Annotated in this window: 17 protein-coding genes and 1 riboswitch; of the genes, 14 read left to right on the top strand and 3 right to left on the bottom strand. The window is 38.1% G+C overall.

Annotated features, from left to right (window positions below; genetic code table 11):
* Positions 1-10: 10 nt before the first annotated feature.
* Positions 11-1,012, bottom strand: coding sequence for a LacI family DNA-binding transcriptional regulator (locus tag PF272_RS12445; protein ID WP_065238976.1), 1,002 nt, complete (start codon positions 1,010-1,012; stop codon positions 11-13).
* Between the two features lie 165 nt (positions 1,013-1,177).
* Here PF272_RS12445 and idnD point away from each other — a divergent pair, with 165 nt between their 5' ends.
* Together idnD and idnO are read left to right on the top strand one after the other, a co-directional pair.
* Entirely contained in the window at positions 1,178-2,200 is a 1,023-nt protein-coding gene (gene idnD / locus PF272_RS12440) for an L-idonate 5-dehydrogenase (RefSeq protein ID WP_271143005.1), read from the top strand.
* A 2-nt stretch (positions 2,201-2,202) separates the two neighbouring features.
* Entirely contained in the window at positions 2,203-2,967 is a 765-nt protein-coding gene (idnO, locus tag PF272_RS12435; protein WP_271143004.1) for a gluconate 5-dehydrogenase, read from the top strand.
* A gap of 54 nt (positions 2,968-3,021) precedes the next feature.
* Here idnO and PF272_RS12430 read toward each other — a convergent pair whose 3' ends face one another.
* Positions 3,022-4,440 carry a basic amino acid/polyamine antiporter gene (locus tag PF272_RS12430; protein WP_271143003.1) on the bottom strand — a complete coding sequence of 473 codons (1,419 nt, stop codon included), beginning with the start codon at positions 4,438-4,440 and terminating at the stop codon, positions 3,022-3,024.
* A gap of 10 nt (positions 4,441-4,450) precedes the next feature.
* A complete protein-coding gene (locus tag PF272_RS12425) occupies positions 4,451-5,344 on the bottom strand; it encodes a homocysteine S-methyltransferase family protein (RefSeq protein ID WP_271143002.1) in 894 nt (297 codons plus the stop codon).
* Between the two features lie 150 nt (positions 5,345-5,494).
* Positions 5,495-5,586, top strand: a riboswitch (TPP riboswitch).
* A gap of 88 nt (positions 5,587-5,674) precedes the next feature.
* Between PF272_RS12425 and PF272_RS12420 the strand changes: the two genes are divergently transcribed.
* The 12 genes from PF272_RS12420 to PF272_RS12365 all read left to right on the top strand — a co-directional run bounded on the left by PF272_RS12420 (position 5,675) and on the right by PF272_RS12365 (position 19,980).
* Positions 5,675-6,403 (top strand): ABC transporter ATP-binding protein, encoded by a 729-nt coding sequence (locus PF272_RS12420; protein WP_271143001.1) that lies wholly within the window; start codon positions 5,675-5,677, stop codon positions 6,401-6,403.
* 3 nt (positions 6,404-6,406) lie between these two features.
* Positions 6,407-7,162 (top strand): ABC transporter permease, encoded by a 756-nt coding sequence (locus PF272_RS12415; RefSeq protein WP_271143000.1) that lies wholly within the window; start codon positions 6,407-6,409, stop codon positions 7,160-7,162.
* Between the two features lie 16 nt (positions 7,163-7,178).
* The gene (gene tenA / locus PF272_RS12410; RefSeq protein ID WP_271142999.1) at positions 7,179-7,832 is read left to right on the top strand and encodes a thiaminase II; all 654 of its coding nucleotides are present in this window, start codon (positions 7,179-7,181) and stop codon (positions 7,830-7,832) included.
* A 20-nt stretch (positions 7,833-7,852) separates the two neighbouring features.
* Positions 7,853-8,812 carry an ABC transporter substrate-binding protein gene (locus PF272_RS12405; RefSeq protein ID WP_271143022.1) on the top strand — a complete coding sequence of 320 codons (960 nt, stop codon included), beginning with the start codon at positions 7,853-7,855 and terminating at the stop codon, positions 8,810-8,812.
* Between the two features lie 9 nt (positions 8,813-8,821).
* Positions 8,822-9,625 (top strand): hydroxyethylthiazole kinase, encoded by an 804-nt coding sequence (gene thiM / locus PF272_RS12400; protein WP_271142998.1) that lies wholly within the window; start codon positions 8,822-8,824, stop codon positions 9,623-9,625.
* A 1-nt stretch (position 9,626) separates the two neighbouring features.
* Entirely contained in the window at positions 9,627-10,448 is an 822-nt protein-coding gene (thiD, locus tag PF272_RS12395) for a bifunctional hydroxymethylpyrimidine kinase/phosphomethylpyrimidine kinase (protein WP_271142997.1), read from the top strand.
* Positions 10,441-11,103 (top strand): thiamine phosphate synthase, encoded by a 663-nt coding sequence (thiE, locus tag PF272_RS12390; protein ID WP_271142996.1) that lies wholly within the window; start codon positions 10,441-10,443, stop codon positions 11,101-11,103. Before thiD ends, thiE begins: the two co-directional genes overlap by 8 nt.
* Before the next feature lie 2 nt (positions 11,104-11,105).
* Positions 11,106-12,326 carry an NRAMP family divalent metal transporter gene (locus PF272_RS12385; protein ID WP_271142995.1) on the top strand — a complete coding sequence of 407 codons (1,221 nt, stop codon included), beginning with the start codon at positions 11,106-11,108 and terminating at the stop codon, positions 12,324-12,326.
* 221 nt (positions 12,327-12,547) lie between these two features.
* A complete protein-coding gene (locus PF272_RS12380; RefSeq protein ID WP_271142994.1) occupies positions 12,548-14,089 on the top strand; it encodes a type I restriction-modification system subunit M in 1,542 nt (513 codons plus the stop codon).
* A 30-nt stretch (positions 14,090-14,119) separates the two neighbouring features.
* A complete protein-coding gene (locus tag PF272_RS12375) occupies positions 14,120-15,706 on the top strand; it encodes a Fic family protein (protein ID WP_271142993.1) in 1,587 nt (528 codons plus the stop codon).
* Positions 15,707-15,712: 6 nt separating this feature from the next.
* Complete coding sequence (locus tag PF272_RS12370) at positions 15,713-16,834, top strand: restriction endonuclease subunit S (RefSeq protein ID WP_271142992.1); 1,122 nt, start codon at positions 15,713-15,715, stop codon at positions 16,832-16,834.
* A gap of 44 nt (positions 16,835-16,878) precedes the next feature.
* The gene (locus PF272_RS12365) at positions 16,879-19,980 is read left to right on the top strand and encodes a type I restriction endonuclease subunit R (RefSeq protein ID WP_271142991.1); all 3,102 of its coding nucleotides are present in this window, start codon (positions 16,879-16,881) and stop codon (positions 19,978-19,980) included.
* Positions 19,981-20,042 lie beyond the last annotated feature (62 nt).

The following is a 20,042-nucleotide window of genomic DNA, read 5'->3' as shown; positions in this document are numbered from 1 at the left end:
AATCAAAAAATTAAGCACTTTGACGACGCATAAATTTAAACGGTAATTCAATCGTTTGATGTTCTGGTGTTTGCCCAGATAAAAATTGGATCAAAGTTTGTGCACCTAATTTACCAATTTCAAAACGAGGTGTGGAAATTGTGGTTAAACTTGGGTTAAGAACTTTTGCAAAATCAAGATCATTAAAACCAACAATATCTAAATCTTTGCCAACTTTAATTCCTCGGCGCGAACATTCCATAATGGCACCTGCCGCAATATCATCATTAACAAAGAAAATTGCATCGGTGTCTGGCCATTGATAAAGAATTTCAATTAATGCTTCAGCACCACTCACAAAAGAGGTTCTCTCTTTTAAGGTGAAGTGGCGATCAAGTGAAAGTTGATAATGGGCTAAAACATCTTCCCACGCCATTTTTCTTAATAACGCCCGACTATCTAACCAAGAAGAACAGAGTGCGATATGTTTACGTTGTTTTTCTTCAATTAAAAATTTAATGAGATATTCTGCTGCGGCATATTGGTTAATACCAATATTGGCTAAAAAATTAGGGTTTTCATAAATATTCATTAACTCCACAGCAGGAATATTAGCCATCTGTAATAGATCTTTGGTTTTTTGCGTATGAAAAGTTTCGGTAAGAATAAACCCATCAACATTTTGTTGTAGATATTTCTCAATAATGCGTTGCTCTTCAAGGGGAGTATAAGAAAAATCACTGATTAATAAGTTGTAATTGTATTGATCACAAATCTCTTTTACGCCATCAATCACTTCTTTAAATACATCATTACTAAAAGAAGGAATTAATAACACAATGGAATTGGTGGAAGAAGAGGCTAAGGATTTGGCAATACTATTAGGAATATAGTTCATTTTCCTGCACATTCTTTCAATTTTTTCTCGCATTTCTGTGGATACGAGGGAAGGGTTATTCATTGCCCTAGAAACAGTAGATTTATTGATACCCAAAGCTTTCGCAATATCATCAATAGTGGTGCGTTTTCTCATATAAAAATAGTGTCATGTAAAAGAGATCATAATCGCTCGTATTCTATCTGAATTTATTCTTTTTTTGAAATTGATCACAGTTTGAACAAATTATGATTGAAAGTTAAATTTAAAAACACTACTTTAATGCAAACGGTTGCATTAAATTATAAAGAGAGGTAAAAAATGACGCAACATCTTCAATCAAAATGTATAAAAGTGTCTGGTGCACATCAAATTCAGGTTACTACAACAGAGATAAAACCTATATATAACAATGATATTATTGTGAAAATTGTACGTGGCGGTATATGTGGTTCAGATATTCATTATTATAATCATGGTGGAATTGGTAATTTCAGTTTACAGCACCCAATGATTCTAGGACATGAAGTTGTTGGTATTTTACCTGAAAATAAACAAACGGTTGCAGTTAATCCAAGTAAGCCATGTTTACAATGTAAGTACTGTTTAAGTGGTAAATCAAATCAATGTCTAAATATGCGTTTTTTTGGTAGTGCAATGCTAAATCCTCATGTGGATGGTGGTTTTTCTGAGTATGTAGTAGTGAGAGATGATCAAGTTATTCCATATAACAATGAAATACCAAGCAAAGTAATGGTTTTTGCAGAACCTTTAGCGGTTGCAATTCATGCTGTTAATCAAGCGGGATCGCTTGTAGGTAAACGAGTATTAGTTTCAGGAGCAGGCCCTATCGGCTCTTTAGTTGTTGCAGCTTGTAAACAAGCTGGAGCGATTGAAATTGTCTCTTCTGATATTCAAGAATCTTGCCGTGAAAGTGCAATAAAAATGGGAGCAACTTCAGCGATTAATCCGTTAGATAATCATGACGAATATTTTGCAGATAAAGGTTATTTTGATGTGAGCTTTGAAGCTTCAGGAGCAATAAGTGCAATTCATTTTGCCATTGATGCAACAAAAGCAACAGGAACGATTGTACAAATTGGTATGGCAAAAGGTGATGCACCAATCCCAGTAACTAAGTTTTTAGCGAAAGAATTGACTTATCGTGGAGCTTTCCGGTTTACCAACGAATTTGAAGTGGCGGTACGTTGGTTAGAGCAAGGTTTAATCAATCCATTACCACTGTTATCTCACGAATTTTCATATAAAGATGCAGAAGAAGCATTACAAACAGCAGGGGATAAAAGTAAAGCGATTAAAGTGCAATTAACATTTGGGGAATAACTATGAAAGATCTTTTTGATTTAAAAGGAAAAAGAACGCTAATCACAGGATCAACAAGAGGGATTGGATTTTTATTGGCGACAGGCTTAGCGGAGTATGGCGCAGAAATTATTATTAATGGAACAAATGCGGAACGGGCAATAACAGCGGCAAATACCTTAAAGGAAAAAGGCTTTAAAGCTCATGCAGTGCCTTTTGATGTGACGAATAAAGCAGAAATTGAAAAGAGCATTGCAATGATAGAGCAGCAAATTGGTCCTATTGATATTTTAATCAACAATGCTGGAATTCAACGCCGCCATCCAATTCTAGAATTCCCTGAACAAGATTGGGATAGTGTGATTAACACTAACCAAAAAGCCGTGTTTTTAATGATTCAAGCGGTAGGGAAATATATGGTTGAGCGTAAAGCTGGGAAGATTATCAATATTGGCTCGATGCAGAGTGAATTAGGTCGAGATACGATTACACCGTATGCCGCCTCTAAAGGTGCAGTAAAAATGATTACACGAGGCGCGTGTGTCGAACTAGCGCGATACAACATCCAAGTAAATGGTATTGCCCCTGGTTATTTTAAGACTGAAATGACAAAAGCATTAGTCGAAAACCAGCAATTCACTCAATGGTTATGCCAAAGAACACCTGCTAATCGTTGGGGGGATCCTGATGAATTAATTGGCGCAGCAGTATTTCTTTCTTCAAAAGCCTCTGATTTTGTCAATGGCCATCTGTTGTTTGTTGATGGTGGTATGTTAGCAGCGGTCTAAGGGTTATTTTATCTATAAAAATGTCACTATCTAAATGAAGTGACATTTTTGTAGTTAGAACGCAATTTGTTGCAAAAATGCTGGGATAGCTAGGATGATTAATAGTAACAATACTATCTTTTCATACCCTCGTAATTGCCATTTACCTGAGAATTTGCGTTGTGAATATAAAAATAGTAATACGCCTGGTAAATAAAGGAGAACAGAGAGTAGTAAGTATTCAATTCCAGCAGCGTAAACAATCCATGTCGCGTAGAGAGTAGCGATACCTCCAACAAGTTTATAGCGCCAATGAAGGTTGTGTTGTAGTGCATATTTTAATAAGAAGCCACCGACCAATAGATAAGGGATTAATATCATTGAGGTGGAAATTAGCAGAAGTGTTTCGTAGCTGTTTCCCGTTTTCCAAACTAAAAATAAACAGAGTTGTACGGTGAGTGTTGTAAATAGTAGGGAAAAGTGAGGCACATTATGTTGATTTAGTTTAGTAAATGAAGGCGGAAAGACACCATTTTTAGCCCCTAAATGTGGGATTTCAGTAGCATATAATGTCCAACTTAAATAAGAGGATAAAACAGAAACAATTAAACAAAAGGTGATTAGCACTTTTCCCCAATTACCCACCATTGAAGTAAGGATGCCTGCCATTGATGGATTCGGCATTTCTGCGATTTCTGCACGAGGTAAGATACCTTGAGAAAGTAACGTAATTGCGACATACATTAATAGGGTAATCACGACACCGATAACTGTTGCTCGACCGATATCACTTCTTCGTTGCGCGTGTTTAGATAAAACGGCTGCACCTTCAATACCTGTAAAAACCCATAAGGTAATTAACATCGTATTCTTAACTTGATCAATTAAGGTAGCAGGTTGTTGGTCATCAGTGATGATGCCTTGTCCTTGCCAATCAGCAAAAAAACGTTGGCTGTCAAAGAAGTAAATGGCTAATCCAATAAAGAGCAGTAATGGAAAAACCTTAACGATAGTTGCAATTAAATTCACACCAGCAGCTTCTTTAATTCCTTTGGCGACTAAAGCATAGACTAACCAAGCGATACAAGAAGCACCAATAAATGACCATAAAGTATTACCTTTACCAAAAATAAGAATGTCAGACTGATCAGTAAATGTACCTAATGCTTCAAAGGCAACCACGAGATAACCAACAATTCCAATCGTGGTACAAAGCCAGTATCCCCAAGCAGAGAGAAAACCCATTAATTCGCCGAATCCTGCTCGAGCATAGCCATAGACACCACCATCTAATTCAGGACGTAAAGACGCTAAACAAGCAAATGAAAGGCCTAAGAAAATAATACCCACACCAGTAATTAGCCAACCAATTAATAAGGCTTGGGAACCTGCAACAGCAGCCATATTTTGCGGTAAGCTGAAAATACCAGAACCGATCATAGAACTAATCACTAATGCAGTTAATGCAGAAAGTCCGATTTTTGCTGTTGTCATACTATCTCCATTAACGTAAGTGTTGGGCAAGTTGTGCAATATGTTCAGGACCAATACCACAACAACCACCAATGACATTAGCGCCAATAGCCCGCCATTTCTTAGCCCAAAATAGATAGTTTTCTGGGGTACTATCTTGACGAATTTCATCAATCGCTTCGTTAGCCGCTTGCATCTCTTCTGGTTGTGGCTCAAAGGCGTTGGCATAAACACCAAGATTAACTGGGTATGGTTGTTGATCGATAACTGTTTTTGCTTGGCGTAATGCAGCTTCCATAACTTCAATTTGGCTACAATTAAACGAAATCGTGGTCGCTTTTAATGCTAAGGCTTGTTTTACTGCATCTACAACTAATTCTCCAGAACGTAATTTAGGTTCGGTTTGCATAGCGGAATCATCTAAAGTAAAAGAGCTCCAGAATGGACGAGGATCATCGCCTAATAATTTGCGCCAAGTCTGCATTTCAATAATGCTGCTTTGTGTTTCGGCTAACCAAATATCAACATAGGGAGATAACCCTTGAATTAATGGCTTCGCAAGCGTTTCTGCCTGTTCTGGATTAAATAGATCGGGATGATAAGAGCCAAATAGAGGTGGTAATGAGCCAGCGATTAATACAGATTTGCCACTTTGTTGTACGGCTTGTTGTGCTATTTTTCCTGCCCGAGCGGCAAGTTGTTCACCTTGTTGATAAAAACGTTCTCCAATATGGAAAGGCACAACCGCATAGCTATTGGTTGTAATCACATTAGCACCAGCGTTGATATAGTCTACATGAACATCACGGACAATATCTGGTGTTTCCATTAACGCTAAGGCAGACCATTCTGGTTGACGAAAAGGTGCATTACGGCGATGCAATTCACGACCCATACCGCCATCAAGAATTATTAAAGATTGCATAAATTGTTCCTAAAAAATCAAAAAGGCTGCTAAATTAGCATAGGTATTAGAGATTACAAGTAAATTAAATTGATTAGATATAATCTAAAGTTATATTCTGTTTTTCCTCTATTTTAAGTTGTATTTTCTAAAGTTTCCTTGTACATTAAACAGCGTTAGTCGGGGTGCTGCTGAGCAGCTGAGATAATACCCGTGAACCTGATACAGTTAACACTGACGTAGGAAACTAATTATGCAAACAGTTCAAATATCTTCATTTATTTCTATTTTTCTTACCCATTCTATTTTCTTTGTGTGTAATCTAGATCGTTGTTAATTGTGGATCTAGCGATGAACGCAGTGCAAATTCGCCACTTAAACCTCGCTTTTGATAAGAAAGCGTTGTTTGTTGATTTTAATTTTTGTTTGAAGCAAGGCGACTGGACAGCAATTTTAGGGCGTTCTGGGGTAGGTAAATCTACCTTATTGCGTGTGATTGCTGGTTTAGAGCAAGATTCAATTCAATCAGGTGAAATTGTTTTTCAACAGACAGACAAACAAACACAACAAGTTGCTTTTATGGCACAAAATGATGGGTTGTTTCCTTGGTTATCGGTGATTGAGAATGTGCAATTAATCCAGCATTTACAGGGACGCAAAAATAAAGCCAGTTATGCACAAGCGGAAACACTGCTGCAAGCAGTCAATATGTTGGAATATCGAGATAAGGCGTGTTATCAGCTTTCTGGAGGGCAACGCCAACGAGTTGCCTTAGCGAGAACATTAATGCAGTCAGCCGAAATTGTATTAATGGATGAGCCTTTTTCAGCGTTAGATGTAGTGACTCGATTACAACTGCAAACCTTATCCCGTCAATTATTAGCAAACAAAACGGTACTATTGATTACCCATGATCCGCAAGAAGCATTAATGCTTTGTGATCAGATTTTTGTGTTGCAAAAGCAGTCAGGACAAGTGGTATTAACGCCGCCAATTACGCCAACAATACGTTCTCCAGAACAAGCAGAATTTTGGCAATTACATCAACACTTATTATGCCAATTACAGCAAGGAGAATGATAAATGCAGCATTTTTCTTCTTTGATTAAATCGCTTTTATTGTCCTGTTCACTTTTGTTGTTATGGCAAGCCACAGTGGTTGTTTTTGATTTACCCCACTATATGTTACCCAAACCAATTGATGTATTGGATCAACTGCAATCAAAAACTGCCTTACTATTGGCACATATTCAAGTGACTTTATTGGAAATTTTATTAGGGCTTTGCTTAGGTTTTTTATTAGGGTTACTTTCCGCTTTATTGCTCTCCTTGTCTAATTGGCTTTCCTCTTTGTTATTACCTTTATTAATTGTTTCTCAAGCGATTCCAGTATTTGCGATTGCCCCTTTATTAGTGCTTTGGTTTGGTTACGGAATGGCTTCAAAAATCGCAATGACGATTTTGATTATTTATTTTCCAGTGACAGCAGCTTGTTATGACGGTTTACGCAATACGCCAACAACCTGGTTAGAACTCAGTAAAACCATGAGTGCCACGCCATTACAAATTTTATGGCGAGTACGTTTGCCGGCGGCATTACCTTCATTAGCATCTGGATTACGAATTGCCGTCACCATAGCACCGATTGGTGCCGTGATTGGCGAATGGGTAGGTTCTAATCAAGGTTTGGGCTATTTAATGTTACACGCCAATGCTCGAATGCAGGTGGATTTAATGTTTGCAGCGTTGTTTGTGTTGATGTTTATCACATTACTGTTCTTTTTCTTAACCGACAAATTGTTGCGTTACTTTCTCCCTTGGGCAAACCAATTACGTTAATTATTGTGAGGAAATTATGTCGATTACCCAGCAACTAATACAAAATGCCGCACCTTATTGGCAAGATTATGTTGAACATCGTTTTGTGCAACAACTGGCAACAGGAACATTAGCTAAACCATGTTTTCAACATTATCTTAAACAAGATTACCATTATTTGTTGCATTACAGCCGTGCTTTAGCGTTGGCTATGTATAAATGCGATAACTTTTCTGCATTAACAGCGATTAGCCATGATTTACAAGCGATTTTAACAGAGGTAAAGACACATATTGCGTATTGTGAAGAATGGCACGTGAGTTTAGAAGAGTTACAACAAACACCAGAGTCAGCTGCGTGTATCGCTTATTCTCGTTATGTACTCGATTGTGGCGCACAAGGAACATTAGCGGAACTATATGCAGCCATTGCACCTTGTATTTTAGGCTATGCTCAAATTGGGCAACATATTGCACAAAATAAAATGAGTCCAGCCAATAATCCCTACCAATCCTGGATTGACACTTATGCTTGTGATGAGTTTCAGAACGTGGCACAAGCAGCCAGTCGTTTTCTGGATCAACTTTGTGAATCAGTTTCAGCAACACAATTACAAAAAATCCAACACATTTTTACTACTGCCACTCGAATGGAAATTGCGTTTTGGCAGATGGGCTTAGATCTTTCATAAACACAATAAAGGACAATATGATGAAAAAATCACTATTCTTAACGGCGCTCGTTGCCTTGGCATTTCACCTAAATGCAGCAGCAGATAAGCTACAAAAATTAACTTTACAACTAGATTGGTTTGTTAATCCTGATCATGCTGCATTGATTGTGGCACAACAAAAAGGCTTTTTTAAAGCAAATGGATTAGAGGTTGAGATTGTTGAACCAGCAGATCCCTCATTACCAGCAAAATTAGTAGCTGCTGGAAAAAGCGATTTAGCAGTAGGGTATCAACCACAATTACTTATGGATATTGATCAAGGGTTACCGCTAGTGCGAGTAGGAACATTAATTGCTACACCGCTCAATAGTTTGGTGGTATTAAAGCAGAGTAGTATCCAATCTTTAGCTGATCTAAAAGGCAAAAAAGTAGGGTATTCAGTGAGTGGGTTTGAGGAAGCCTTACTTGGCACAATGTTGAAATCGGTTGGTTTAAGCTTAAAAGATGTCGAACCGATTAATGTGAATTGGTCATTATCGCCTTCTTTGATTAGTGGACAAGTAGATGCGGTGATTGGCGCTTTCCGAAACTTTGAGTTGAATCAACTTGCCCTTGAACATCAGCAAGGTGTTGCCTTTTATCCAGAAGAACACGGTGTACCAATTTATGATGAATTGATTTTGTTAGCGAATAAAAAACAGTTAGCTGATCCTCAATATCGCAGCAAAATTTCAGCATTTATCAGTGCATTAGAACAAGCCACCGTTTATCTCATCAACCATAACCAAGACGCTTGGCAAGCGTTTGTGAGTTATAAAGCGAATGAATTAGATAATGAATTAAATCGTCGCGCATGGCAGGAAACTATGCCTCGTCTAAGTTTAAGTCCTCGAGCTTTGGATCAACATCGTTATCAACAGATGGCGAAATTTATGCAGCAACAAGGGTTAATCAAACAGATACCAACATTAAATGATATGGCGCAACAAGTTGAGTAAGGATAGTTTATGCAACACACTTATTTAGAAAAGATTCGTCAAACAAATCCACTGATTCACAATATTACTAATATTGTGGTTGCCAATTATGTTGCTAATGGTTTATTGGCGTTAGGGGCTTCTCCGATTATGGCGGACGCAGAACAGGAGATGGAAGAGTTAGCACAGTTTACGTCAGCATTGGTATTAAATATTGGTACCCTAGATGCAATGAAAGTGAAGTCGATGTTATTGGCTGGCAAAGCAGCAAATCATCAAGGTATTCCTGTAATCCTTGATCCTGTTGGTGTGGGTGCAACCGGTTATCGTAAGCAGGTAGTTGCTGAGTTATTACAACATATTCAGTTTACCACGATCCGTGGTAATGCGGGTGAAATTGCACAACTGGCAGGAATTGCTTGGCAAGCAAAAGGCGTTGATGCAGGGAGTGGTGAGGGTGATCTTGCTTTAATTGCAACGACTGCGGCTCAACGTTATCAATGTGTGGTGGCAGTAAGTGGTGAAGTTGACTATATCAGTGATGGGGTGCAGCTTGCCAAAATTGCAAATGGTACTGCAATGTTTCCCAAAATTACCGGTTCTGGCTGTTTACTTGGTGCCGTATTAGGGGCATTTTTGGCGGTCGATCAACAAAATCCATTTCAAGCAGTAACTCAAGCGTGTACTGCCTATGCGATTGCGGGTGAGATTGCGGCTAAGACCTTACAACCTAATCAATATGGGCAGTTTTATTTAGGATTACTTGATAGCCTAGCCCAGATAGATGATCAGCAGGTTACTAAATATGCAAAAGTTGAAGTGATTGGAGGATAAAATGAGCCAAATAGCACAAGCATTAACCATTGCTGGATCTGATAGTGGCGGTGGTGCCGGTATTCAAGCCGATTTAAAAACATTTCAAATGCGAGAGGTGTTTGGAATGAGTGTTGTTACTGCGGTGACTGCCCAAAATACATTAGAGGTGAGTGATATTCATTTAATTCCAACTTCGACCATTAAGTCACAACTTGCTGCGATTTATCAGGATTTTTCACCTAATGCGGTCAAAATTGGTATGTTGGGTACGGCGGAGATTATTGAGTGTGTAGCGGAACAATTACGGCATTATGCAGTAAAAAATTTAGTAGTAGATCCTGTAATGATTGCAAAAGGTGGCGCAAGCTTATTAGAACAGAGTGCAGTTACTGCGATGCGTCAGTTATTACTGCCGTTGGCAGATGTAATTACACCAAACTTACCTGAAGCAGAAACTCTAACGGGTGTACAGATTACAGATGAGCAAAGTGTGGCTCAGGCAGCAAAGATCTTACAAGAGTTGGGAGCCAAGACAGTTGTGATTAAAGGTGGACATCGAGATAACTCTCGTAGTGATGTGTGTCGTGATTGGATTTTCAGTGCAGAAGGTAATTTTGTGCTAGAAAGTCCTCGTTTTGCTACACAACAAACACATGGGACAGGTTGTACCTTTTCAGCTTGTTTAGCTGCGGAATTAGCGAAAGGAAAATCCGTATCAGCGGCGTGTCAAATTGCTAAAGACTTTGTTACTGCCGCAATTTCTCATCCTTTAAATATTGGGCATGGTCATGGTCCAACCAATCATTGGGCTTATACTCAATTAGGAGCAAATAATGAATAGTGAAATTTTGCGTTGTTATTTAGTGGCTGGAACCCAAGATTGTCGGCATTTACCTGAATATAAACAAAGCCCACAATCTGCCTTATTAACTCGGTTAGAAGCCGCTTTACAACAAGGAATAACTTGTTATCAATTCCGAGAAAAAGGGGATTTTTCGTTACAAGATCCAGAACAAATTGAGCGGCTTGCTCGTGACTGCCAAATCTTATGTCAGCAATATAATGTGCCTTTTATTATCAATAATGATGTGGTGTTAGCCAAAAAACTGAATGCAGATGGTATTCATGTGGGGCAGAAAGATTTCCCAGTAGTGCAGCTAGCGCAACAACTCTCTTCTAAAATGTTGATTGGATTGTCTGTTAATACGTTGGAACAGGCACAACAGCATAATCAGTCAGCATTTGTGGATTATTATGGTTGTGGACCTATTTTTCCTACTATTTCTAAAGCGGATGCGGCGCCAGCTGTGGGGATTGAATTTATCCAAAGATTGCGTGAGTATGGGATTACTAAACCATTAGTGGCGATTGGCGGAATTAAAGCAGAACATGCTCATCCTTTACGTGAAGCAGGGGCTGATGGGGTAGCTGTGATTTCTACCATTATGCAAGCAACCGATCTCACCACAACAATCCAGACGATTTTGCGAGGTTAGTTATGCAGCTGTCAGCCTTTGGTCAGAAATATGGACCAGGGATTATTATGGCTTGTTCTTGTGTGGGTGGTTCGCACATTATCGCTTCAACCCAAGCTGGAGCATATTATGGGTATCAGTTGGCAGGGCTTATTGTATTAGTGAATCTACTGAAATATCCGTTTTTCCGTTTTGCTTTTGATTACAGTGCAGAGAAAAAACAGAGTGTATTACAAGGATATGCCAGTAAAGGGAAATCTTATCTGTGGCTATTTTTAGTGTTTAACCTCTTTGCAACGGTAGTCAATGTTGCGGGTGGTACATTACTTTCTGCCGTCTTATTAGCACTATTGTTGCCAGTCGAAGTAAATCTCAATGTTTTAAATATTGTGGTATTACTAAGTTTTTTACTGATTCTGTTTTATCGTCAATATCAACGTTTAGATCAGGTGTCTAAAGCCATTATGTTGGTATTGTCAGTGATTACCGTTATTGCCTTATTTTTGGCACAAGGAAAATCATCACCATTACCGACAGATTTTATTGCACCTAATGCTTGGAGTATCAGTGCAATTCCATTTTTAATTGCATTAATGGGATGGATGCCTGCTCCTATGGAATTAAGTGTTGCGAGTTCTTTATGGGTTGTGCAAAAAAGTCGATTAGCGCCTGATTATCAACAATCTCATCATCGAGATTTTAATGTGGGCTATGTGGTAACGATTATCTTGGCATTAATGTTTATGGCATTAGGGGCATTAGTTCAATATGGCAAGCCGTTAGAACCTTTAAGTGGTGGAAAGTTTATCCATCAATTTGTTGAGATATATGCAATCAGTATTGGTGAGTGGACACGCTGGTTTATGGCGTTAGTGGCTTTCATCTGTATTTACGGCACGACAATAGTCGCTGTTGATGGTTATTCTCGTTGTAATCAACAAACTATCCAATTACTGCGTTTTGGTAAACAAGCAGACGTAAATAGCGAACAAGGATTACGTTATTTTATGATTGTCGCTGCGTTAGCGAGTTTTATCTTGATCCAATTTTTCAGCGGCGCGATTGGTAAGATGATTCCATTTGCGATGACCGTGTCTTTTGTCTCTGCACCAGTTTTTGCGTGGTTAAATCTTAGTCTTGCAAAACAGTTAAATACTCAACAACGTTGGTTACTTGTTTTAGCTTGGCTCGGATTGGGGTATTTGGTGGGGATGGTGATTCTTTATACTATTTATCGTGGGTAGATAAAAAATATAAATATTCTTTGATCCTATTTATTAATTTGTACTTGTATTCGTTGATTATAATCAGTGGGCTTGTGATTTGTGTTGTAAGCAAAAATTGTTATAGATACAGAAGAAAACTGGGTAAAAAGCAGTACTATTTGCAAGCTTTCTGATACAGTATGACAATTATCGCCATAGTTTCTAAGATAAGTGCAAAAATTATTAAATAGGAGAAATTAATGACTGCCAGCCAACAAAGAGCAGAACTACAACGCCGTATTTGGCAGATTGCTAACGATGTTCGTGGTTCAGTGGACGGATGGGATTTTAAACAATATGTTCTGGGTACGTTGTTTTATCGTTTTATTAGTGAAAATTTTGCCCACTATATGGGTGGAGGTGATGCTAGTATTTATGCAAGTCTATCGGACGATGATGAGCGACTAATTGAGATCAAAGACGATACAATCAGAACAAAAGGTTATTTTATTTATCCTAGTCAATTATTTGAAAATGTTGCCAAAAATGCCAATAACAATAAAGATTTAAATACCGATTTAAAAAATATTTTCAACGAGATTGAAGATTCGGCGGTTGGTTATCCATCAGAATCAGATATTAAAGGTTTGTTTGCCGACTTTGATACCACCAGTAATCGCTTAGGAAATACCGTTGCCGATAAAAACAAACGCTTGGCAGCAGTGTTAAATGGCGTAGCGGAGTTGGATTTTGGACATTTTGAAGATAATCAGATTGATTTATTCGGTGATGCTTACGAGTTTCTAATTTCTAATTATGCTGCCAACGCCGGTAAGTCGGGCGGTGAGTTTTTTACTCCGCAAAATGTATCTAAGCTGATTGCACAATTGGCGTTACACGGACAAACCACCGTTAATAAAATCTACGATCCGGCTTGCGGTTCAGGTTCATTGTTGTTGCAAGCCAAAAAGCAATTTGATGCGCATCTGATTGAAGAGGGGTTCTTTGGACAAGAGATTAACCATACCACCTACAACCTTGCGCGTATGAATATGTTTTTGCATAACATCAATTACGACAAGTTCAATATTCAACTTGGTGATACTTTATTAAATCCGCTACATAATGGCGATAAGCCTTTTGATGCCATTGTTTCCAATCCTCCGTATTCGGTGAAATGGATTGGCAGCGATGATCCGACCTTAATCAATGATGATCGTTTTGCACCTGCCGGAGTATTGGCACCCAAATCCAAAGCCGATTTTGCCTTTATTTTACACGCCTTGAGTTATTTATCTGCCAAAGGTCGGGCGGCTATTGTTACCTTTCCGGGTATTTTTTACCGTGGTGGTGCCGAACAAAAAATCCGTAAGTATTTGGTAGATAATAATTTTGTAGAAACGGTAATTTCATTAGCCCCTAATCTATTTTACGGCACATCTATTGCGGTGAATATTCTGGTTTTGTCGAAACATAAAACCGATATGATGACGCAGTTTATTGATGCCGGCGAATTATTTAAAAAAGAAACTAATAACAATGTACTGACCGATGAGCATATTGCCAAAATTCTCCAATTATTTAGTGAAAAAGCAGACGTGCCACATCTGGCGAAATTGGTAGATTATCAGGCAATCGTCGATAACGATTATAACCTGTCCGTCAGCAGTTATGTGGAAGCGAAAGACACTCGGGAAGTGATTGATATTGTGGCACTTAATCAGGAAATTGAACAAACTGTTGCCAATATTGATCGTTTGCGTGCGGAAATTAGCAAGATTGTGGCGGAAATTGAAGGTTAATTGATAAAAACGAAAACATTCGGAGCATAGATGGACGATAAACTGCCGATTAATATTCAAGATTTACTGAATAGAAAAACTATCGAAGATGAACGGATTGAGTTTAAGGAAAATTGGAATCCGGAGGCTGTGCTACATACTTTATGCGCATTTGCCAACGATTTTCATAATTTGGGTGGCGGTTATCTGATTATTGGTGTAACCGAAAATAACGGAATGCCTCAATTACCACCAACGGGGTTAGCCTATGAACAGGTGGATAAAATCCGTAAAGAGTTATTACAACTAGAAAAAAGTGCGATTGTACCTACTTTCCATACCCTTACGGCAACTTACGAAATTCAAGGAAAATTAATTTTGGTCTTATGGGCAGTCGGTGGTGAGATGCGTCCCTATCGTGCCAAAAAATCGTTATCCGATAAGCATAGTGAAAATTGGGCATACTATATTCGCCAACATTCCAATACTATTGAGGCTAAAGGTGAAATTGAACAAGAGCTGTTATCGTTAGCTAATAAAGTGCCTTTTGATGATCGATTATGTCTTAGTGCGACGTTAGATGACTTAGAACCGCATTTAATCCGAGAGTTTTTGGCAGAAATTAAAAGCGAACTGGCAACCACAGCTAAACACCTTAGTATTGAAGAACTGGCAAAACGGATGAATATTGCGGGCGGAACATCGGAAGCTTTATTCCCTAAAAATGTTGGATTGTTATTTTTTAATAGCCAACCCGATAGATTTTTTCCTTATGCCCAAATTGATGTGGTTTATTTTCCTGAGGGGACAGGGGCTAATCGGTTGGAAGAAAAAATATTTAAAGGGCCGTTAGCACGTATTACTCAAGAAGCTTTGCAGTATATTCAACATCTGTATTTAAAAGAGATTGTGCTTAAAATGCCTCATCAAGCCAAAGCGAAGCGTTTCTGGAACTATCCTTTTGCAGCGATTGAAGAAGCGGTAGTCAATGCCGTCTATCATCGTTCATATGAAATAAGAGAGCCGATAGAAATCCGTATCAATCGGGAGAGTATTGAAGTGATTAGCTTCCCTGGTCCTGATCGTTCCATCAAATTGGACGATTTGCAAAACGGCAGAGCCGTAAGCCGTCGTTATCGTAATCGCCGTGTTGGTGAGTTTTTAAAAGATTTGGATTTGACGGAGGGGCGTTCTACAGGAATACCCAAGATTATTCGTGTGATGCAAGAAAACGGCTCGCCCGATGCTGTATTTGAAACCGATGAAGAACGCACGTTCTTTTTAATTCGTTTACCGATTCATAGCAAAGCAAAAATATCAGATTTGGAAACATTGCCGGATACCGACCTAGATACCGACCTAGATACCGACCTAGATAAATTGGGCGAAATAAATCTTGTATTACGTCTGTTAGCTGTTTTAGAACAAGGGGAACAAGGTATTAACCAACTTATGCAGCAGTTGAATATTCAACATAAACCACATTTCAGAAAAAGTTACCTTACCCCTGCATTGACAACGGGTTTGATAGCAATGACCATACCTGAAAAGCCAACAAGTCGTCATCAGCAGTATCGTTTAACGGCAAAAGGTCAGCAGTATTTAACAGCAATTAAAGCTAAGGATATAAAGGATTAAAGATAGATGAATAACAACGCATTTTTAGAAAAACTGTTACAGGGAACCAAGGTGGAATGGAAAACGTTGGGGGAAGTGTGTGAAATTGCTGATAATGCAAGAAAACCTGTAAAAGCGTCATTGAGAATATCTGGAAATATTCCTTATTATGGAGCAAATAACATTCAAGATTATGTGGAGGGATATACACATAATGGTGAATATGTATTAATTGCTGAAGATGGATCTGCTAGTTTAGAAAACTATTCTATTCAATGGGCTTCTGGTAAATTTTGGGCAAATAATCATGTTCATGTAATAAGAGGATATGAGGAAATAAATAATCGTTTTTTATATCATTATTTAAGACAAATGAATTTTATTCCTTATTTAACTGGAGGAGATAGAGCAAAATTAACAAAAGCAAAAATGCTACAAATTTTACTCCCCATCCCACCACTATCGGTACAACAAGAAATTGTAAAAATTCTGGATACACTGACCGCCCTGACCAGCGAGCTGACCAGCGAGCTTAACCTACGGCAAAAACAATATGAATACTATCGTGATATGTTATTGAATTTTAAAGAATTAAATGGGGGGGGGTATGAAGTAAAATGGAAAACTCTGGGGGAAGTGTGTGATTTACAAGCAGGTAAACATATTCCTGCTAGCAAGATATCACCAAGTGTAGATGGTGAGCATATTTATCCTTGTTATGGGGGTAATGGCGTTAGAGGTTATGTGCAGGATTTTAGTCATAATGGAAATTATATTTTCATTGGAAGGCAAGGAGCGTTATGCGGAAATGTCCAACGATATACAGGAAAGCTATATGCGACAGAACATGCTGTTGTTGTTAGCTGTTCAAATGTGATTCATCCTGATTATATGTTTCATCTTTTAACTGTTATGGATTTAAATCAATATGCTTCAAAATCTGCACAACCAGGTTTGGTTGTTGGTAAACTAAAAGATTTAAAAATTCCTATTCCCTCAATAGAAGAGCAGTATCGTATTGTGGAAATCTTAGATAAATTCGACACACTAACCAACTCCATCAGCGAGGGCTTGCCCAAAGAAATTGAGCTTAGAAATAAGCAATATGAATACTATCGGGAAATGTTGTTGGGGTTTGAGCGAGTATAAAATCAACCTGTTAAAATATAAATCAATGTTTAAAGAGTAAAGTCATGCAACACACCACCCCCATCACCGAAACCAACAATTTTATTATTTTGGATAAATACACCAAAATTGAACAGTCAGGCAGTTATCAAAGCGAAGCCGATTTGGAACGTGAATTGATTGCCGATTTGCAACAACAAGGCTATGAATACCGCAGAGATTTAAATACGCCGGAAAAATTACTTGCCAATGTGCGTGAGCAGTTGCAAAAGCTGAATAATATGCAGTTTAGTGATGCGGAGTGGGCGCGTTTTCTGGTGGAGTATTTGGACAAACCGGCAGAAAGTCTGATTGATAAAACCCGCAAAATTCATCATAACCATATTTATGACTTTGTATTTGATGATGGGCATATCCAAAATATTTATTTGCTAGATAAAAAGCATATTCACCGCAATATGTTGCAAGTGATCAATCAGTTTGAGCAAACCGGCACACACAGCAACCGCTACGATGTAACGATTTTGGTCAATGGTTTACCGCTGGTACAGATAGAGCTAAAAAAACGTGGTGTAGCCATTCAAGAGGCATTCAATCAGGTACACCGTTATAGCAAAGAGAGCTTTAACAGCGAGGCATCTTTATATAAATACCTGCAAATTTTTGTGATTTCTAACGGTACCGATACCCGCTATTTTGCCAATACCACTAAACGTAATAAAAACAGCTTTGACTTTACCATGAATTGGGCAAAGTCGGATAACAGCCTGATTAAAGACTTAAAAGACTTTACCGCTACTTTCTTAAGTAAAAACAGCCTGCTTAGCGTGTTGCTTCATTATTCGGTTTTTGATGTCAGTGACACCTTGCTAATTATGCGACCTTATCAAATTGCTGCCACCGAGCGGATTTTATGGAAAATTAAAAGCACTTACGAAAATAAAAATTGGAGCAAACCCGAAAGCGGCGGTTTTATTTGGCATACCACAGGTTCGGGAAAAACGCTCACCAGTTTTAAGGCTGCCCGTTTAGCAACGGAATTACCGTTTATTGATAAAGTGTTTTTTGTGGTCGATCGCAAAGATTTGGACTATCAAACCATGAAAGAATATCAGCGGTTTTCACCCGATAGCGTCAACGGTTCAGAAAGCACGGCAGGACTAAAACGCAATATTGAAACCGATGATAATAAAATCATTGTAACCACCATTCAAAAACTCAATAACTTAATGAAATCAGAAGAGAGTTTGGCGATTTATCAAAAACAGGTGGTGTTTATTTTTGATGAATGTCATCGCTCGCAATTTGGTGAGGCACAAAAAAATCTCAAAAAGAAATTTAAAAAATTCTGTCAGTTTGGCTTTACCGGTACGCCGATTTTTGGCGATGAAATTGAAAATGGTCAAGTTATTCGTAAAGGTAATGCTATAGGTTCTGAAACTACTGCTAGCGTTTTTGGGCGAGAACTACACTCTTATGTGATTACCGATGCTATCCGTGATGAAAAAGTATTGAAATTTAAAGTGGATTACAACGATGTACGTCCACAATTTAAATCATTGGAACAAGAGCAGAATTTGGAAAAATTATCTGCACTGGAAAATAAACAAGCCTTATTGCACCCGCAACGTTTGCGAGAAATTGCTCAATATATTTTGCAAAATTTTAAGCAGAAAACCCACCGTTTGAATGCTTCTGGAAAGGGCTTTAATGCGATGTTTGCGGTGAGTAGTGTCGATGCTGCCAAACTGTATTATGAAATTTTTAAGGACTTACAAAAAGATAGTCCAAATCCACTAAGAATTGCCACTATTTTCTCTTTTGCCGCTAACGAGGAACAAAATGCCAAGGGTGAGATTGCTGATGAAAATTTTGAACCCACCGCAATGGATAGTTCGGCAAAGGAATTTTTACAGGCAGCCATCAACGATTATAACGCTTATTTTCAAACCAACTATGGTGTAGAAAGCAATGGGTTTCAAAACTATTATCGTGATTTAGCCAAGCGGGTAAAAAATCAGGAAATTGATTTATTGATTGTAGTCGGTATGTTTTTAACTGGCTTTGATGCACCTTGTCTAAATACTTTATTTGTTGATAAAAATTTGCGTTATCACGGTCTAATCCAAGCCTACTCTCGCACCAATCGTATTTTTGATAAAACCAAACCGTTTGGGAATATCGTGACTTTCCGTGATTTGGAACAAGCCACCATAGATGCGATTAAACTGTTCGGAAATGCTAATACCCGCAAAGTTGTTTTAGAAAAAAGCTATGAAGCGTATATGAATGGCTATACTGATGAGATAACAGGGGACGTATGTCGAGGGTATTTGACAGTAGTGAAAGAATTAACATTACGTTTTCCTGATCCAGCCAATATTGAAACCGAAGCTGACAAAAAAGAATTTATTAAATTGTTTGGTGAATACCTACGGATTGATAATATTCTGCAAAATTATGATGAGTATGTAGATTTGCGTAAAGCGAGTGAGATACAACTTGTTGATGATAAGTTAAATGAAGAGAATGGGCATTATTCATCTGTATCAGTTCCCACTTTGTCAGAGCATCTGATTCAGGATTATCGTTCAACTTATAATGATATTCGAGATTGGTTACGTCGCCAGAAAACAGAAAGTGATAAGGGGCAATCTACTATTGATTGGAGTGATGTTGTTTTTGAGGTGGATTTATTAAAATCTCAAGAAATTAATTTGGACTACATTCTAACGTTAATTTTTGAACAGAATCAGAAAACGCAAAATAAATCAGCATTAATTTCATATATTCGTAAAATGATTCGTGCTAGTGTTGGCAATCGAGCTAAAGAAGGATTAATTGTTGACTTTATTCATCAGACTAATTTGGATCAAATTAAAGATAAAGCAAGCATTATTGATGAATTCTTTAAATTTGCACAAATAGAACAGCAAAAAGAAGCAAGAGAATTAATTACAGGTGAGCAGTTACGTGAGGAGGCTGCAAAACGCTATTTAACCGTTTCTCTCAAGCGAGAATATGCAAGTGAAAATGGGACAGAGTTGAATGAAGTATTACCAAAATTGAGTCCGTTAGATCCAGAATATCGAACAAAGAAGCAAACTGTTTTCCAAAAAATAGTCGCCTTTGTTGAGAAGTTTAAAGGGATTGGTGGAAAATTATAGAAATATTAATAAATAAGAAAAGCCTGATTGAATCAGGCTTTTTATTCTTTAGAGTAATCTAA

The organism is Gallibacterium faecale (assembly GCF_027920745.1).
GTDB classification, from domain to species: Bacteria; Pseudomonadota; Gammaproteobacteria; order Enterobacterales; family Pasteurellaceae; genus Gallibacterium; species Gallibacterium faecale.
Note: the sequence above shows the minus strand (reverse complement) of the source record. Positions and strands in the feature narration are given on the sequence as shown.

Excerpts from the sequence above, each read along its gene's own strand:
- PF272_RS12445 (WP_065238976.1), bottom strand. The coding sequence starts at position 1,012 with ATGAGAAAACGCACCACTATTGATGATATTGCGAAAGCTTTGGGTATC.
- idnD (WP_271143005.1), top strand. The coding sequence starts at position 1,178 with ATGACGCAACATCTTCAATCAAAATGTATAAAAGTGTCTGGTGCACAT.
- idnO (WP_271143004.1), top strand. The coding sequence starts at position 2,203 with ATGAAAGATCTTTTTGATTTAAAAGGAAAAAGAACGCTAATCACAGGA.
- PF272_RS12430 (WP_271143003.1), bottom strand. The coding sequence starts at position 4,440 with ATGACAACAGCAAAAATCGGACTTTCTGCATTAACTGCATTAGTGATT.
- PF272_RS12425 (WP_271143002.1), bottom strand. The coding sequence starts at position 5,344 with ATGCAATCTTTAATAATTCTTGATGGCGGTATGGGTCGTGAATTGCAT.
- PF272_RS12420 (WP_271143001.1), top strand. The coding sequence starts at position 5,675 with ATGAACGCAGTGCAAATTCGCCACTTAAACCTCGCTTTTGATAAGAAA.
- PF272_RS12415 (WP_271143000.1), top strand. The coding sequence starts at position 6,407 with ATGCAGCATTTTTCTTCTTTGATTAAATCGCTTTTATTGTCCTGTTCA.
- tenA (WP_271142999.1), top strand. The coding sequence starts at position 7,179 with ATGTCGATTACCCAGCAACTAATACAAAATGCCGCACCTTATTGGCAA.
- PF272_RS12405 (WP_271143022.1), top strand. The coding sequence starts at position 7,853 with ATGAAAAAATCACTATTCTTAACGGCGCTCGTTGCCTTGGCATTTCAC.
- thiM (WP_271142998.1), top strand. The coding sequence starts at position 8,822 with ATGCAACACACTTATTTAGAAAAGATTCGTCAAACAAATCCACTGATT.
- thiD (WP_271142997.1), top strand. The coding sequence starts at position 9,627 with ATGAGCCAAATAGCACAAGCATTAACCATTGCTGGATCTGATAGTGGC.
- thiE (WP_271142996.1), top strand. The coding sequence starts at position 10,441 with ATGAATAGTGAAATTTTGCGTTGTTATTTAGTGGCTGGAACCCAAGAT.
- PF272_RS12385 (WP_271142995.1), top strand. The coding sequence starts at position 11,106 with ATGCAGCTGTCAGCCTTTGGTCAGAAATATGGACCAGGGATTATTATG.
- PF272_RS12380 (WP_271142994.1), top strand. The coding sequence starts at position 12,548 with ATGACTGCCAGCCAACAAAGAGCAGAACTACAACGCCGTATTTGGCAG.
- PF272_RS12375 (WP_271142993.1), top strand. The coding sequence starts at position 14,120 with ATGGACGATAAACTGCCGATTAATATTCAAGATTTACTGAATAGAAAA.
- PF272_RS12370 (WP_271142992.1), top strand. The coding sequence starts at position 15,713 with ATGAATAACAACGCATTTTTAGAAAAACTGTTACAGGGAACCAAGGTG.
- PF272_RS12365 (WP_271142991.1), top strand. The coding sequence starts at position 16,879 with ATGCAACACACCACCCCCATCACCGAAACCAACAATTTTATTATTTTG.